The organism is Pseudomonas sp. KD5 (assembly GCF_012932895.1).
Classification (GTDB): domain Bacteria; phylum Pseudomonadota; class Gammaproteobacteria; order Pseudomonadales; family Pseudomonadaceae; genus Aquipseudomonas.
Genome location: NZ_JDWJ01000004.1, coordinates 338901 through 355295, shown reverse-complemented (window position 1 = coordinate 355295; position 16395 = coordinate 338901). Strand labels below are relative to the sequence as shown.

At 60.1% G+C, this 16395-nt stretch carries 15 protein-coding genes; 5 read left to right on the top strand and 10 right to left on the bottom strand.

All coding sequences use genetic code 11. From position 1 onward, the window contains the following. Positions 1-3 precede the first annotated feature (3 nt). Positions 4-390, top strand: a complete 387-nt coding sequence (locus AF70_RS11390) for a DUF488 domain-containing protein (protein ID WP_019582703.1) — start codon at positions 4-6, stop codon at positions 388-390. Positions 391-599: 209 nt separating this feature from the next. Continuing rightward, positions 600-1526, top strand: a complete 927-nt coding sequence (locus tag AF70_RS11385; RefSeq protein ID WP_019582704.1) for a universal stress protein — start codon at positions 600-602, stop codon at positions 1524-1526. 181 nt (positions 1527-1707) lie between these two features. Here AF70_RS11385 and AF70_RS11380 read toward each other — a convergent pair whose 3' ends face one another. Beyond that, positions 1708-2520 (bottom strand): class I SAM-dependent methyltransferase, encoded by an 813-nt coding sequence (locus AF70_RS11380; protein WP_028941039.1) that lies wholly within the window; start codon positions 2518-2520, stop codon positions 1708-1710. A gap of 37 nt (positions 2521-2557) precedes the next feature. Next, positions 2558-2830, bottom strand: coding sequence for a DUF4242 domain-containing protein (locus tag AF70_RS11375; RefSeq protein ID WP_019582706.1), 273 nt, complete (start codon positions 2828-2830; stop codon positions 2558-2560). 232 nt (positions 2831-3062) lie between these two features. Here AF70_RS11375 and AF70_RS11370 point away from each other — a divergent pair, with 232 nt between their 5' ends. Further along, positions 3063-3521 carry a GNAT family N-acetyltransferase gene (locus tag AF70_RS11370; RefSeq protein WP_019649302.1) on the top strand — a complete coding sequence of 153 codons (459 nt, stop codon included), beginning with the start codon at positions 3063-3065 and terminating at the stop codon, positions 3519-3521. A 17-nt stretch (positions 3522-3538) separates the two neighbouring features. On the opposite strand, the gene AF70_RS11365 is transcribed toward AF70_RS11370, so the two are convergent. The 3 genes from AF70_RS11365 to AF70_RS11355 all read right to left on the bottom strand — a co-directional run bounded on the left by AF70_RS11365 (position 3539) and on the right by AF70_RS11355 (position 5421). Beyond that, positions 3539-4747, bottom strand: a complete 1209-nt coding sequence (locus AF70_RS11365) for a cytochrome c biogenesis protein DipZ (protein WP_028941040.1) — start codon at positions 4745-4747, stop codon at positions 3539-3541. An 87-nt stretch (positions 4748-4834) separates the two neighbouring features. Then, positions 4835-5107, bottom strand: a complete 273-nt coding sequence (locus tag AF70_RS11360; protein ID WP_019582708.1) for a hypothetical protein — start codon at positions 5105-5107, stop codon at positions 4835-4837. Between the two features lie 50 nt (positions 5108-5157). Next, positions 5158-5421 carry a DUF2790 domain-containing protein gene (locus tag AF70_RS11355; RefSeq protein ID WP_019582709.1) on the bottom strand — a complete coding sequence of 88 codons (264 nt, stop codon included), beginning with the start codon at positions 5419-5421 and terminating at the stop codon, positions 5158-5160. A gap of 317 nt (positions 5422-5738) precedes the next feature. On the opposite strand from AF70_RS11355, the gene AF70_RS11350 reads away from it, so the two are divergent. Both AF70_RS11350 and AF70_RS11345 read left to right on the top strand, forming a co-directional pair. Further along, entirely contained in the window at positions 5739-6479 is a 741-nt protein-coding gene (locus tag AF70_RS11350) for a response regulator (protein WP_026286577.1), read from the top strand. Further along, on the top strand, positions 6476-7786 hold the full coding sequence (locus AF70_RS11345; RefSeq protein ID WP_028941041.1) for an ATP-binding protein: 1311 nt from the start codon (positions 6476-6478) through the stop codon (positions 7784-7786). The genes AF70_RS11350 and AF70_RS11345 overlap by 4 nt, the downstream gene beginning before the upstream one ends. A 202-nt stretch (positions 7787-7988) precedes the next feature. Here AF70_RS11345 and AF70_RS11340 read toward each other — a convergent pair whose 3' ends face one another. From AF70_RS11340 to AF70_RS11320, 5 genes are all read right to left on the bottom strand, one after another. Then, positions 7989-8312 carry a hypothetical protein gene (locus AF70_RS11340; RefSeq protein WP_028941042.1) on the bottom strand — a complete coding sequence of 108 codons (324 nt, stop codon included), beginning with the start codon at positions 8310-8312 and terminating at the stop codon, positions 7989-7991. Positions 8313-8650: 338 nt separating this feature from the next. Continuing rightward, on the bottom strand, positions 8651-8959 hold the full coding sequence (locus tag AF70_RS11335; protein ID WP_019582712.1) for a contact-dependent growth inhibition system immunity protein: 309 nt from the start codon (positions 8957-8959) through the stop codon (positions 8651-8653). Continuing rightward, complete coding sequence (locus AF70_RS11330) at positions 8956-13620, bottom strand: RHS repeat protein (protein WP_169342476.1); 4665 nt, start codon at positions 13618-13620, stop codon at positions 8956-8958. Before AF70_RS11330 ends, AF70_RS11335 begins: the two co-directional genes overlap by 4 nt. Continuing rightward, positions 13620-14357 (bottom strand): DUF4123 domain-containing protein, encoded by a 738-nt coding sequence (locus tag AF70_RS11325; RefSeq protein WP_028939633.1) that lies wholly within the window; start codon positions 14355-14357, stop codon positions 13620-13622. The genes AF70_RS11330 and AF70_RS11325 overlap by 1 nt, the downstream gene beginning before the upstream one ends. Beyond that, the gene (locus AF70_RS11320) at positions 14347-16365 is read right to left on the bottom strand and encodes a type VI secretion system tip protein VgrG (protein WP_028939632.1); all 2019 of its coding nucleotides are present in this window, start codon (positions 16363-16365) and stop codon (positions 14347-14349) included. Before AF70_RS11320 ends, AF70_RS11325 begins: the two co-directional genes overlap by 11 nt. Positions 16366-16395: the final 30 nt, after the last annotated feature.

Below are 16395 nucleotides of genomic sequence, written 5' to 3'. Positions count from 1 at the left end.
ATCATGCCCATCCATATCGTGCGACTCGGCTCACCCCGCACCGCGAATGAAGGCCTGCGCCTGGGCACGGTACGCCGCCCGCCCCGTGGCGTACCGAAGGCCGAATTCGCCAGCCGTGATTTCTATGATGTGTGGCAACCGCTGCTGTCCCCCAGCCCCGAACTGGTGGCCGAAGCCAAAGCGGCAGAAGATGCCAAAGCCTGGGAGAACTTCAAGCGCAAGTTCAAGGCCGAGATGAACCATCCCGCGCCCAGTCAGCTACTGGACCTGTTGGCCGCCCTCTCCCATCAAACCTCACTGGCCGTGGGGTGTTACTGCGAAGACGAGGCGCACTGCCATCGCTCCGTATTACGGGAGTTACTGGAGGCTCGGGGCGCAAAGGTTGTTTAGATAAAAAGAACACCAAAATCCCCCTGTGGGAGCGGGCTTGCTCGCGAAGGTGGTCTGTCTGGCACATCGATGTTGGATATGCCGACGCCTTCGCGAGCAAGCCCGCTCCCACATTAGAACCGGACGAGGGGTTGATCATGGTCAATAATGAAAGGATTGAGATGTATTGAACGACCACCGTCTGCTCGCTTACCCACGGGAGGTTTGTCATGTCTGGTCAACCGCGCTTCATGCTGGTCGCCTCACCGCTGATGGAACACAGCCCCGCCTTTGACCGGGCTGCGATGCTGGCCAAGGCCGAGGGGGCGGCCCTGCACATCGTGGCCTTCGACTATCTGGAAGGCCTGGCGACCGCCAGCCTGGTCAACGAAAAGGCCATGGAGCAGATGCGCTTGGGCTATGTCGAGCGCCACCGCCAGTGGCTTGAAGAACAGGCCCACCCCTTGCGCAAGATCGGTGTGAACGTCACCACCGAGGTGGCCTGGGTCGAGCATCCGCTGGAGGAGATCCTGATTCACCTCAAGGAGCAGCCGATGGACGTGCTGATCAAGGCGCTGGATCATCCATCGCGGCTGTCGCGGCTGGTGTTTACCCCCCTCGACGTGCATTTGTTGCGTGAATGCCCGGTGCCGCTGCATTTCGTCAGCCATGCCACTCGCGCGTTGCCGCGCAAGATCGTCGCGGCGATCGACCCGTTTCACCGCGATGATCAATACAACAGTTTCAACGACCGGATCCTTCACGAAGCCTCAAAACTGGCGAGCGCCTGCAATGCCGAACTCGATGTGGTCTACGCCTATGACCTTTCATCCATCAGCGCGGACGAGTTCAACTTCTATAACGGTTCGGCGCTTTTCTCTTCGGACCAGGTCAAGACCCTGTTCGACCTCCAGGAGAATGCCTTCAACGAACTGGCCGCGCGCAACGGCATCGCGCCGGAGCAGCGGCACATGATCATGGGCAACCCCACCAAGGTACTGACCCACTACACCGAGACCCATGATGTGGATGTGATCGTCATGGGCCGGATCGGCCATCGCGGCATGGGCCGGTTGATCGGCAGCACGGTGGAGCATGTGCTGTACAAAATGCCATGCAGCGTGTGGGTGGTGTACACCGAGTCACTGGATGAGTGACTGCAACGGCTGAATACCAAATTGTGCACATACCTTTGTGGACGCGACCCCTGTGGCGAGGGGGCTTGCCCCCGTTGGGTCGCGAAGCGGCCCCAAAAGCTTTGCGACTGCTTCGCAGCCGAACGGGGGCAAGCCCCCTCGCCACAGGAGGTCGCGCCCACGGGGATTTTGTGTTCTCGACTCAGCGCCGGGTGATCACCACCTCCAGGTATTCGCTTGGCACCACCAACGACCGCTCCCCCGCTCGGTTCAGGCGCTTGAGCAGTTCCGTCAGGTCGTTTTCCAGGGCGGCGGCCCCTTCAGGTGGCAGGGTCGCAAAGGCCTTGTGAACCGGGCCATACCAGGTGCGGAAGGTGTCGATGAAATGAGCCGCCGAGCGATAGCGGAAATTGAACAATCGCCGCGTTACCTGAAGCACGAAGTCGCGCTGATCGAACTGTGAGTGCAACCACGCTTCAGAGCCCCAGTTTGAAGGCGGTTGAGCGCCCACGGGTGGCGGCATGTGGCGCCCCAGGACCTTGAACATCTGGCCAACGAAACCTTCAGGCGTCCAGTTGGCAAGGCCGATCCGGCCTCCCGGGCGGCACACCCGCGCCAATTCCGCGGCAGCCTTTGGCTGATCAGGGGTAAACATCACCCCAAAGGTCGAGAGCACAGCATCGAAACTGGCATCCTCGAAAGGTAGCGCCTCGGCGTCGGCCACCTGAAAGGTCACGTTCAGGTGTTCCGCCCGTGCCCGGTCTTCGCCGCGCTCAAGCAGCTTGGCCACATAGTCGGTGGACGTGACCTTACAGCCCCGGCGCGCAGCGGCAAGCGTGGCATTACCGTTGCCCGCAGCGACGTCGAGCACGAGCTCATCGCAGAGCAGGTCGCAGGCTTCAGCCAGTTGTTCGCCAACGATCTGTAACGTGGTGCCGATCACGGCATAGTCGCCGCTGGCCCACGCAGTCATCTGACGGTTTTTCAGGGCGGTGAGGTCAATGGGTGTACTCATGAAGTCTGCTCCGCTGCGGGTTGTAACGGGTCCCGGCTCACTCCGCCGTGGTGGGGTCGATGATGCTCATGACTCGGGAAACGCTGTTGATCGGAAAGCCACCTTGTTTGGCATGCTCCCTGATGAGCTCCTCGCTCGGCGCGATGTACACGCAGTAAATCTTGTCGCCCGTGACGTAACTCTGCTGCCATTGCACTTGCGGCCCCAATCCGCGCAACACATCGCAGGATTTTTGCGAGATCGCTTTGAGTTCCTGTTGTGGCAGTGCGCCGGCTCCCGGAAGCTCGCGTTCAATAATGAACTTAGGCATAACCCTCTCCCTTTCATGATCGTGATGGCAGGGTCGCAAGTGACCCCGTCCACAAACTAAAGCTCCCGGATAGGTATCCGTCCTGCCCGGTCGTCCGGCAGACTCACGAAATACACCGATCTCCGATACATGGTCATGCGTTTGTAACGCAGGATTAACACCCGCCCCCCGGGATTGCCGATGTGCCCTGAATCAGCTCTTATGGGCCACCGTTTTTTGAAAGGATTCCCCCATGCCTCGCCTGGACTGGCTCGCTCACCACATGCACCACAGCGACATCTTTGCTTCATGGATTCACCAACAATTCCACTATGAATACGCCGACCAGCCCTTGCCTCAGTGGCAACGGGAATTCGCTGACGGCCAATTCGACGGCACGTGGCAATGTTTGATCGCCCTGGATGAAGACCGCCTGTTGGGTGGTGCGGCACTGGCCACCGCCGACCTGGCTCACCGGCCTGACCTGGGTCCTTGGCTGGCTTGTGTGTTCGTCACCCCCCAAGCAAGGGGAAAAGGATTGGCGGAGCGTTTGATTGAGGGGATATGCGCGCAGGCCAGGGAACGTGGCGTGGCGAAGATCTATTTACACACCCGGGACCAGAGCGATTACTACGCCAGACGCGGATGGACAGTGCTGGAGCGTTTTCAGGCCTGGGAAAACGACCAATGGCTCATGGTGCGCAACCTGTGAGCCATTGATTGGAAAGGTTACGCGGCAGGCGCCTTGGCCTCTTCCAACAACTGCCGGATCATCTGCTCCTGAGTCTCGTAGCGACCCTCGCCAAAGTGGCTGTAACGCACCTGCCCCTTGGCATCGATCAGGTAGTGAGCCGGCCAGTATTGGTTGTCGAAGGCGCGCCAGATCGCGTAGTTGTTGTCGATCGCCACCGGGTAGGTGATACCGAGCTTTTTCACCTGATCGCGAACGTTGTCGAGGATGCGTTCGTAACCGTATTCCGGGGTGTGCACGCCGATCACCACCAGGCCGTCCTTTTCATATTTTTTCGCCCAGTCCTTCACGTAGGGCAAGGTGTGCTGGCAGTTGATGCAGTCATAGGTCCAGAAATCCACCAGCACCACCTTGCCGCGCAGGGAGTCGTTGCTCAGCGCTGGCGAGTTGAGCCATTCGACCGCGCCAGAGAGTGACGGCATCGCACCTTTGGCCGCGTCCATCGGGTCGGCCTTGACCTTGCTGACCAGGTAATCGACCACCTTCGGCACGGTTTCCAGCACCTGCTGTTCCACCGAGGTAACACCTTCGGAGGAGGTGCCGGCGAGCAATCTGTTATCGGTTCCGGTGGCAATGACCGCCGCCGCGACCAACACCCCAGCACCGGCGCCGCGACGCAGCCAACCGGTAACCGGAATCGACGGTTTCAAGCGATTGACCAGACCGCGACCGGCGAAGATCAAGGTGCCCAGTGACAACGCGCTGCCCAGGCCATACGCCACCAGCAGCAGACTGGTCTGAGCGTTGGCGCCTTGCAGCATGGCGCCGGTGAGGATCACCCCGAGGATCGGCCCGGCACACGGTGCCCAGAGCAGGCCGGTGGCGACGCCAATCATCACCGAGCCCAGCGGGCCGGACATTTTGCGAGTGTTGGGGTCGAGGCGATTGCCCAGCAACACGAACGGTCGCGCCAGCCAGCCGCCGATGCGCGCGGAGATCAGCGACAGCGCAAACAGCACCATCACGATCAACGCCGCATGGCGACCGGTGTTGTTGGCTTGTATCACCCAATCGCTGCTGACCACGGCCAGGCTGGAGATCAGGGCGAAGGTCAGGGCCATGCCACCGAGGGTGAGCAGGATCGAGGTGCGTGTGCGTTTAACACCGGCAAACAGAAACGGCACGACCGGGAGGATGCAGGGGCTGAGGACGGTCAAAATGCCGCCCAGGAATGCGATGAGAAACATGGGTTCACCTTGAGAATACGAGTCCCATGTGGGGGCTAGCCTGCTCCCACACTGGGAATATTGAGTTCATCAGAACAGTGCCTGGCTTCAAGCCATCTGGTTTTCCAACTGCTGGCCCTGTGGCGTCCGGCTGTAACCGTTCTCTGCAAGCAATTGCCCCTGCGGTGTGTGGCTGGAGCCATTCTCTGCAACCAATTGCCCCTGCGGTGTGCGGCTGGAACCATCCTCAGCCACCAGCGGCGTCAGTTGGAAGCAGGTGCTGCTGCCACAGCTGCTCTGTTCAACAGCCGCGTTGGCATGGGCGGCGACGCCGGCTACGGAGAAAACGATGGCGGTTAAAAAGCGGGTGACGTTGTTCATGGGGTTCTTCCTGTTTCAAAAAAGGGGTTGATAACGGGTGAGCAAGGGACTCAGTTGTCTTCGTTGCAGTTGTCCGCGAACTTGCTGTAATTCAGGGCCTGGGTTTTGCCTTGGGAATCCAGGTAGGTCATCCGCGCATTCACAATCCCGCAGGAAGGCGTGGCGTCCTCTTTCATCGACAGCACTTTCTGGATGTCCAGGTGCGTGCCATAGGTGTAGGTTTGCGGGGTGACATTGGCTTCGGCCCGGGCCGACAAGGTGCAGATGTTCAGGGCGGCAAACAGGCAGGCGGCGTAGACGGCTTTGGTATTCATGGTGGTTTCCTCGGGGCTTCAATGGGTCAATCGTTGCCAAATCGTTGATGGGGCCGAGGCGGTTTGGGTTTGCCTCGATGGAAGCCATTAGAAGCCCGCGAGGTATCCCGTCTGTGTCTGGAACAGGCGCGAGTAAATTGCTATGTATCAACACCGGCCGGCGATACACAGCGATACAAAACCCCTGAAACCGGCTGTTTTTGCGTCCCCGTGTATCCGCCGACAGGCCAGATACACTGCAATACAAACCGCTGCGGGCGAGCGAGCCTTGACTCGGTAGACTGCGCGAAAACTCCTACTCAAGAGGCATGGCTACCATGGAACACGTCGATCACATTCTCATCGTGGACGATGACCGCGAGATCCGGGAACTGGTAGGCAATTACCTGAAGAAGAACGGCCTGCGCACCACCGTGGTGGCGGATGGACGGCAGATGCGCGCGTTTCTGGAGACCACGCCGGTGGACCTGATCGTGCTCGACATCATGATGCCGGGCGACGATGGCCTGCTGCTCTGCCGTGAGCTGCGCGCCGGCAAACACAAGGCCACGCCGGTGCTGATGCTCACCGCCCGCAACGATGAAACCGACCGCATCATCGGCCTGGAAATGGGCGCCGACGACTACCTGGTCAAACCGTTCGCCGCCCGTGAACTGCTTGCCCGGATCAACGCCGTGCTGCGCCGTACGCGGATGCTGCCGCCGAATCTGGTGATCACCGAAAGTGGTCGCCTGTTGGCGTTCGGTCGCTGGCGCCTGGACACCTCGGCCCGGCATCTGCTGGACCAGGATGGCACCATGGTCGCGCTCAGCGGCGCGGAATATCGTTTGCTGCGGGTGTTCCTCGATCATCCTCAGCGGGTGCTCAATCGCGACCAGTTGCTGAACCTGACTCAAGGTCGCGACGCCGATCTGTTTGACCGCTCCATCGATTTGCTGGTCAGCCGCTTGCGTCAGCGCCTGCTCGACGATGCCCGGGAACCGGCCTACATCAAGACCGTACGCAGCGAAGGCTATGTGTTTTCCCTGCCGGTGGAAGTGCTCGGTGCGCCGTCATGAACCTTGCGCTGCACTGGCCCCGCACGCTGGCCTCGCGGCTGTCGCTGATTTTCCTGATCGGCCTGATCCTCGCCCAGGCGCTGTCCTTTGGCGCGCAGTACTACGAGCGTTACGAAAGTGCGAAAAATACGATGTTGGGCAATCTGGAAACCGACGTTTCGACCTCCCTCGCCATCCTCGACCGCTTGCCTGCCAACGAACGAGCGAGCTGGCTGCAGCGCCTGGAACGCACCAACTATGGTTATCTGCTGAATGAAGGTTCGCCCGGCACTCCGATGGCGCCCAGCGATGTGCCGATTGCAGTCCCCTCGATTCAGGACGCCATCGGCCATGAATACCCGCTGACTTTTACCGACATCCCCGGCCCGAAGAAACACTTCCAGGCCCATCTGAAACTGAAGGACGGCAGCCCCGTCACCATCGACGTGCGACCCGCGATGGTGCCTTTGTCCCCGTGGTTACCGGCGGTATTACTGGGGCAACTGGCGCTGCTGATCGCCTGCACCTGGCTGGCCGTGAGAATCGCCATCCGCCCGCTCACCCGCCTCGCCCAAGCCGTGGAAACCCTCGACCCCAACACCCACGCCGTGCACCTCGATGAAAAAGGCCCGACCGAAGTCGCCTACGCCGCCAGGGCATTCAATGCCATGCAAGCGCGCATCGCGGCGTATCTCAAGGAGCGCATGCAACTGTTGGCGGCGATTTCCCACGACCTGCAAACCCCGATCACGCGCATGAAACTGCGTGCCGAATTCATGGACGACTCCAGCGAAAAAGACAAACTGTGGAATGACCTCGGCGAGATGGAACACCTGGTGCGCGAAGGCGTGGCCTACGCCCGCAGCATCCATGGCGCCACCGAGGAAAGTCGCCGCACCGATCTGGATTCGTTCCTCGACAGCCTGGTGTTCGACTATCAGGACATGGGCAAAGACGTGCAGCTGGGCGGCAAAAGCGCCGCAGTGATCAACACCCGGCCCCATGCCTTGCGGCGAGTGCTGGTTAACCTGGTGGACAACGCGCTGAAATTCGCTGGCGCGGCTGAGTTGTGGGTGGAAACGAAGGCCGACGGCAGCTTGTCGGTGAAGGTCATGGACCGAGGGCCGGGGATTGCCGAAGAGCAATTGGCCCAGGTGATGCAGCCGTTCTACCGCGTGGAGAATTCGCGTAATCGCAGCACCGGCGGGACCGGGTTGGGGTTGGCGATTGCCCAGCAATTGGCGCTGGCGATTGGCGGGGCACTGACCTTGAGCAATCGCGTGGATGGTGGGTTGTGTGCGGAGCTCAAGTTGCCAAAGCCCCAATAAACACCGCCCATCCAATGTAGGTGTGGTGTTTGGGGGATTGTGTGCGGTCAGGCCCTTGTGGCGAGGGGGCTTGCCCCCGTTCGACCGCGAAGCAGTCGCAAAGCCCCCCCTAGCGAGCCTGACAAAACCGGATTGCTGATTTTGGGGCCGCTGCGCTGCCCAACGGGGGCAAGCCCCCTCGCCACAAAAGCCGCGCTAGACGCTACTCCGAAGGCCGAGCCCGCAACCGCCGTCCAATGACATCCAGCACATCGCAGCCATCGCGCAATGGAATGGCACAGAGCAAAGCAAAATCACTGAGAATGAAGGATTCGCACTCGACTGAACCGCGCATCGACATGTTCTCAAGCACCTGAGTAACTGCGCGAATTCGATAGCTGGCAGTGTCATACAAAACATCGATCGGCGCGTGGGTATCGACGAACAGGGTGGGCATGTCGGTGCAGTTGCCGGTGAGGGCCATGAAGCGGTTTTCGGGGTGGGGGATTGGTTTTTCGTAGGGTGGATCGGGTGTAAGCGTCTTCATCGATTTAAGTCCTAACGTATGGATTGAAGCCGCCAGAAATCACTTCCACGCGAATAGGTGGCGGCTGTACGCAGGTGTGGAAGACCGGGACGTTAGGCACCCGGCGCACTCGAAAGCGCCCCGCGCACAGCCACCATGAAACACAGACGATAAAAAACGCCGAACTGGTGGCGCTTGATGCGCCTAACGATAGAAGGGCTTCCACGCCCTGTCACTGAATTTGCAGTGACCGCCCAAAGACTATCGATGAGGCGCGCTGCGCACCAGTTCATGGAAACCGCTACAACTTGAAGGAAACTTCCGACGACTTTGCCCAGAAATTTCGCAGCAATTTTCCATCAAGGACGATCCAGCCGACTAGCCAATCTGTTGGCGATATGGAGCAACCACGACTCGCCTGATTCCCACGCATTCCAGTAGCAGTAGTAACAGCTCAGTTCTTTCAATAGGTAATCCCTTAACACCAGCTCATCTTTCCGCTGATCAAGCAGTGTGTTGAGTTCATGCTGGACTACCATCAGATCCTCGGGATCGGAGTCAGCTAAAAAAGCATCAATCACTTGCTCAGCCGTATCATGTTCGACCGTCCAATCTTGATGGAAGTACGCTCCAAAAAAGTCGTGTAACTCGGGAAATTCTTTGTTCATATCTCTGGAAACCCTGTCAGCAAAAAATATCCCTCAGGACGTCGGGCGTCTTTTATCAATACCAACAATACTTTCGAGGCTGGCACATAGTCGGTACTACCGTTAGGCAAACTGATTCCTACTGGCAGGTCGAATTGATGCGTAATGGTCGTCTTGCTCTTTTTACTTTTAAGGAACTTGTCGATCCGTTTTTTGTTTTCAGATAGCGCCCTCGCGACAGCCGACTCAGCAATAGCTCGATCAGGGAATGTTGAAGCGGCAGGGATAGTTGGCTCTGCTTCCAGTCTTTGTGCTAACTGCAAATCCGTTCTCCCGATATGCTTCGCAATAAGATGCCCTCCTTGGGCCTCGTGTGCTGCTAAACCACCACCCGGAACAATTTCGCTGAACGGCCCATCAGCCTCTATTTCTCCGGGACACGGTAGACATGCCAACCCCAACGGATCAACCCACCCCGTCGGATTCGGCGTGTACTGGTACTGGTTCAGCCCACCGGCTAGCTTGATCGGATCCGGTGTCAGATACCGACCCACCTCCGGATCATAGTACCGATGCCGGTTGTAGTGCAGGCCGCTCTCGGCGTCGAAGTACTGCCCCTGGAAACGCAGTGGTTGGTCGAGCTGCTCGCCTCCACCGAGTGCCAGATGCGTGAGCTTGCCGTAGGCGTTGTACTTCGCCGACCAGACAATCTCGCCACCGAAATCCGTCAGTTCCTGCGGCGTGCCGAGGTGGTCGAGTTGGTAGTAGAACGGGCAGGCCTTTTTCGGGCCTTTGCCGTCGAGCATGGCCAACGGGCGGAAGCTGCCCGGCTCGTAGACGTAGCTGCGGTAGTGCTCTTTGCTGCTTTCGGCGACGACTTGGTCGCCCTGCCAGAAGAACTCGGTAGTTTGGCCGTCGACGGTTTTGGCGATGCGGCGGCCGAAGGCGTCGTAGCGATAGCTCGCGCAACTTCCATCCGGCAACGTGACGCCGACCAGCCGATGCTGGCAGTCATAACGGTATTCGGTGACCAGTTTCTGCCCGGTGCCGCGGCGCTCGTGGATCAGGTTGCCGAAGGCGTCGTAGTCGTAATGGCGGTCGCCTTGCATCAACAGGCGATTGCCTTTGACGGTCGNCGGGCCNGGNCGNTCCTGCATCAGCANGTTGCCGGCCGGATCGTGGGCGAAGNTTTCCGGTGGNTCGTCGCGGGTGTGGCGGACGCGGGTCAGGCGGTTGAGTGCGTCGTAGTAGTAGCTGCGCTGGCCGTGACGGCTGTCGGCGATGGTCGCCAGGTTGCCGTTGACCGCGTAGCTGTAGTGGCGCAGGTACAGCGGCCGGGTTTGCTGGTTGATCGCGTGGGCTTGTAACCGGCCTTGTTCGTCGTAGTGGTATTGGCTGGTCAGTTGTCCTTGCTGGCGTTGCTGTTCGCGGCCGAAGACGAACTGGTGGCTGGTGAGCCGCGCGCCGTTGAGGTCAATGGCCGTCAGCGCACCACCCTTGGCGTGGTGGTAGTCGAGTTTGCTGCCGTCCGGCAGGCGCAGGCGGTTGAGCTGCCCGCAGGCATCGTAGCCATAACGCAGCGTGCCCCAGCCTTGGTGCTCGGTGATCAGGCGGTCCTGCTGGTCGTATTCGAATTCCAGCGGATGGTCGTGTCCGTCGTCGACGCTGGTCAGCCGGCCCAACGAGTCGTAGCGGTATTGGACCTGGATGCCGTCGGGCAAGGTCTTGACCAGCAACCGCCCGGCCGAGTCCCGTTGATAGCCCGTGACAAGCTGCGAGCCGTCATCGCCGAACTCGGTTTTCTCCAGCAGGTGCCCGTTGAGATCGTAGGCGTAGGCGGTGCGGCGGCCGTCGAAGCCGGTTTCCTGTCGGATCAAGCCGCCTGGCGTGTAGTCCAGCCGATATTTTTCGCCGGATTCGTTCTCGATTTCCGTGAGCAGCAGCTGCGCGTTGTCGTAGCGATAACGCAATTGCGTACCGTCAGGGTTAATCCGGCGGCTGACCAAATGCAGATCGTCGACATATTCGTAACGCGTGATGCGGCCCAGTTCATCGCGTTCGGCAGTGATCTTGCCGTAGGCGTTGTAGCTGAACCCACGGGTGGCCCCGGTAGGCAATGTCGTCTGGATCAGTCGGCCAACGGCGTCCCATTGGTACTGGGTAACCGCACCGTGTTCGTCCTGACGAGTCGTCTGCCGTCCCAGCGCATCGTAGGAAAACGTTCGCTGCCCACCATCCGGCAGTGTTTCCTCAAGCAACTGGCCCAGGGCATTCCAGACAAAGACATGGCGACTAGTGTCCGGGTAGCGGATCGACAGTAGCCGGCCTTGTTCGTCGTAGTGGTAATGGGTGACCTGACCGTCCGGATCGGTCGCCTCGGTGACATCGCCCTGGGCATTGCGCCGGTAGGTCCACACCGCTTTGCCGCGATAGCGCGCATGCAGGAAACCGTTGCGATACTCGTAGGATGTCGGTTCGTCCTCCGGCGGAATCAGCGCCACCAATCGTCCGACGTCGTCGTAGCGGTATTCAGTGACGGCCCCGAGTGGATCCTGCTCGGCCACCAACCGGCCCTGCTCGTCGTAGGCCTTGAGCTGTTCACCGCCATCCAGCCCAACCCGGCGCACCAGCCGCGCCCGGTCGTCGTGGACGTAAACCTCTTCACTGCCGTCGATGTTCAGGACCGTGACGCTGCCCGCATCATCCCAGACGTAGCGCGCATCCATCTGCGCAAACGACGCCCAGTGCCGCACGCAGCGCGCCGCCTTGCCGGACCTTTCCCACTCCCAGAAGAAACTCGCGCCACCGGCCAGTTGCCGCTGCAAAATTACGTGGTTGTCGTCGTAGTCGTAACGTTCGCTTTCGCCGGCGGCATTGCTCGCTTCGATCAGTTGATCGCGTTCGTCGTAGTGATAACTGACCAGCGTCTGCTCGGTATACCAGGCCTCGGCGAGGGTCTGCGCCGGGCGGAAACACTGGTAGTCGACGGCGATCAGGTGGGCGCAGTCGTAACGCAACAGCAAGGCGCGGCCGGCGCCGTTGTCGAGGCGCTGAATGCGCTCCTGGCGGTCGCGGGTGATGCGCAGGCGGTTGTCGTAGGCGTCGCTGATCGCCGTCAGCCGACCCTGGTGAAAGTGGTAGAACCGCGTGTCGTCGCCGGCCTGGGCGAGGATCAGTTCTTCAGGGGCATCGCCGAGATAAATCGCCGCGCGCGACAGGCTGTTGTGGATCGCCGGGCGTTCGCTGCTCGGCAGCGGGAAAGTGGTGCGGCGGTTTTCGTGGTCGATCCAGATGACCTGGTCGCCGTCGATCTCCAGTCGATGGGCGAGCGAATGGCTCCAGCCAAAGCCGAGGCCGCAGTCGATCTCGGCGGCGCTGGTGCGATAGAGTCGGGTGAAGTCGAACGGCAGGATGCCGTCCAGCGCACCGTCGGTGAGGGTCAGCAGTTCTTCGCCGGTGACCATCGACACCGGGCATTTGTTGGTCGCAGTTTTGTCGACTGAGTCGGCGCTGTCGCCGTTGGGGTTTTTCGCCTGATCCGGGGAGTCGTCGTGGTGTTCGTTTTGCTTGAGTGTGGTGTTGCGTTTGGCATCCCAGCGCAGTTGCATCCGGCCTTTTTTCAGGCCCGCTGCAACACCGCGTGCGGCGACCGCTTTGTACTGGTCGACGTACTTCATGAAGGCGCTGAGGATATTGAACGTTGCCTCAACGAAGCGCATCGCGAGACTGGCCAGCCCCATCCCGTATTTAAGACCGCGAGCCGTTAAATAGGCTTTGGCGGCGGGTATGCCGACACCTGTGAAAGCCAGTACCGAAGCAATCAGAATATCGATCAGCACCGAGACGATGACTTGGCTGGCCGCCTCTGCCGCGTTGCCGGCGATCTCGCTGGGCGGCAGCATTTCCAGCCAGAGACTGGCAGTACGCAACAGTAAACAGAGCGCCGCTTCGTCACTGGCCAGTAGCTGGATTTTTTGCATCACTTGCGGTGATTTTTCCGCCAGCTCACGCAACTGATCGGCACCGCTGCCCAACCGCTCTGCGAACCGGCCGGGATCCTTGAGGATGTCCGAGAGCAGGCTGAGGCTGTCCCAAACGCCCATGACTGCCGCCCAACTGCCCGCAAGCAGGCCGCTACCGGCAGCCGCAAAAGTCGATTGCGACCACTGAGGTTTGAAACCTTCCCACTCACTGCGTAGCCAGCCCTCCAAGTCGCTGGTCAGGCCTTTGTAAGAATCAAAAAGATCGTTGATTTTCGAGGGTGCAACTTCACCCTGGACATGAACGCGATAGAACTTGCCGGGTGTGCCTGTGAACTGCCCTTTACCATGTTCATCGAGCGTGACTGGCGTGCTTTCGCCGCCATCAACGGCAATCACATCGACCTGAATATTCCCCAATGGAATGTCATAAACCGATTCGAACTTGCTCTCGATCTGCAGAGTTCCGCCGTCCGGACACTGCGCAAGACCCGAGATAAAATCATCGTCGCCACTGCTCACCGCAGTCGTGGTGTCGCCGAGTTTTATCACCCGCTCCATATCCAACAGCGAAGGCATGTCCATCGCCCGGCTGACCTTGTCCGCATTCCGGCTCAAGAAGTTGCCAAGCTGTTGGCGATACAAAACCAGTGTGTCTTTGAAACCGTCGAGCTCCTGCTCGATCCGTACGATCTGATCCATCAGTCCAGCTCCGTCATCAGGTAATCCACCAACGCTGATTTCGGCGCTTGAGGCAGGTCGGGCGTCTCAAGAAAGCTCGCGACTTTGCGCCGCAACACGCTTTCGGAGAACGCCTCATAAAGATCAGGACGGTCCTCGCTCAACCACTTCAGCAGGTTGTTGATATGCGTTGTCGCGGACTCGGTGGCTAGGTGGTTGAGCAGCGATTCAGATACTTCCCACCAGGGGAAAACCCTGGCGCTCTTCAGCGCGCTGCCACCGATATCCAGCGGTTGGCCATTGATCAGGCAGCGCCCGATCACCGGCATCAGTTGCGCAGCGTTAACCTCGGCAGACTGCAGAATCGGCAGCACATAGCGCCCATCCCAATAGCGGAAAAACACTGCGTTGCCGTTGGGCATCAGAACGTGTGTGAGGCTGCGCAAATGCTCGACCAATGCCTCTTGAGTGGCGCAAGACACCGCCAGCCACCCCCAATCGCGAGACTCAGTGGTGGCGACCCAATCCAGAAACTCACTGTCAGCAGCGACGATTCCGACATAGGGCATCACCGCTTCCCACTCGGCGTAGGCAGTACCAGCCCAGATCGGGCTCGGCGCTTGAGACGTGATCGAGCATTGCCAGGCTTTGAACGGTTCAGCTGCACTGGCGCTGCTGAAAATCGCGAATAGTTGCTCCGACGGTTGCAGTGGCTGGCGCTCCAACCAGGCGCGAGGCGACAAAACATCAGGCAGCACAGACACCGTCCTTACAGCGCTCACACTCTTCGCAGAACGGCGCATCGCTTTGCAGGCTGAGAATCTGCGCGGCACTGAGCAGCGCCGCCGGGGCTGCTGCAAGTTTCAACGGCACATCCGGCAAGCTCGGCGCAGAAGCCATGGCCGCCATCAGAGCACCACCGACCTGAATCGGCACGCTGCTGAAAATCCCGCCGGGGCCGATGTTGATCCACTGCCCGCCCGCCTGAATGGTCGCGCTGGCGCCGCCGTCGATGACCACTTGCTGGCCGGCGCTGACGTGGAATTGCTGACTGGCATTGAGGGCTTGATTGCTCACGCGAATGTGCCGGTCGCCGACCACCACCAGGTGATCGTCCAACCGCACTTCGGTCTGGCGCTGGCCGTGGGTGATGCGTTTTTCGTCGGCCTTCAGCTCATGGCGGGCGGTGCCGGTGACGACGATGCTGCGCCGGTTATCGACCTGCACCTGTTGATCGTTGAGGACGTGCTGAGTCCAGTTGCGCTGGGCGCGCAGGTAGATTTCCTCGGCGCCTTTGCGATCCTCGATGCGCAATTCGTTGTAACCGCCGCCACCGGGACTGCTTTGGCTGCGGAAAATACTGCGGGTCTTGTCCGCCGGCAGATCGAGGGGCACAGGCGTCGCGGCGTTGGGCAGGCAACCCATCACCAGCGGTTTGTCGGCATCGGCATCGATAAACCCCACCAGCACTTCCATGCCGACGCGCGGAATCATCACGCTGCCGTAACGGTCGTGAGCCCAGCCCGTAGCGACGCGCAACCAACAACTGGAGTGTTCGTTGAGCTGCCCGTCGCGGTCCCAGGCAAGCTGAACCTTGACCCGACCATACTCGTCGCAATGGATTTCGCTGTCCGTCGGGCCGGTGACCACGGCGGGTTGATAGCCGAGCATCCGTGGCTTTTCCGGCCCCAGCGGTGGGCGAAAAGAAACGTCCCACGGTGTCGCCAGAAACGTATTGCGATAGCCCTGGAAATCATCCGGGCTGTCGCTGGTGGCCGACTCCTCCAGCACTTGCGGCTGACGGCCGCGGTGTTCGATTTCGGTGATCAACCACAAGTCATTCCACGCCTGACGCGGGTGTTCGGCCAGGTGTAGGAAATGCCCGCTGGCCAAAGCGGATTCATCGCCGCGACCTTCGGCCTGACGGTAATCCGCGCTGTGCCGTTCCAGCGCTCGTTGAGCCAGATGCTTGCCGTGTTCACGATCAGTGAATTGGCCGGGGAAGTGGTAGTCCTCCAGCACCGGCCGCTGCTCGCTGTCGAGGCGGCTCTCGAGTTGCAATCGCGGTTTCTGGAAGTCGTAGTCACGACGGGTGACTGCGGTGGTGCGGGTTTCCAGCCGTACATTGAAACGCTTGATGGCCGGTGCATCCGCGGCCATCCCGCTGCCCGGCAGGTACAGCGTCGGTTCGGGCAAGCGAGGGAAAACTGTCTGATCGTCGCCGAACACCAACAGATGGCCGTCGGGGCTGTGCTGGAAGTGGTAGTGAATACCGACCTCGGCACACAGGCGCTGGATGAACGCCAGATCGCTTTCAGCGTATTGCACGCAGTACTCGCGCTGGGGGTAATCACTGCCGAGCCGGAACTCGAAGGCGTCGCGTTGGATGCCGTGGTCCTTGAGGATTTGCGTGACGATCGTCGGCACACTTTTGTGCTGGAAGATCCGCTGATTGATACGCCGGTCGAGATACGCCAGACGCGGTACGAGACTGATCTGGTACCCCGTCAGACGGTGCCCGGAATCGCTTTGGCCGACGCGAAGAATCTGACCATGAATACCGGAACCTTGCGTATCGAAACTCAGAAACGCCTGACGATGCAGCAGGCTTTCGAGCTCTATGTCGGGTCGCTCGCTGACCAGTTCCAGGTCAAAACGGTAGGGTTGGCTGATGGCTTCCTTGCCCGTGAACTCAAGCACCTTGAGCTCATTCTGGACGCCGTCGAGGGTCAACGTGAAACGCGGTTGATTGGCAGGCGCGAACATCCGATGTGTCTCTGCAGAATGAAGGCGGGC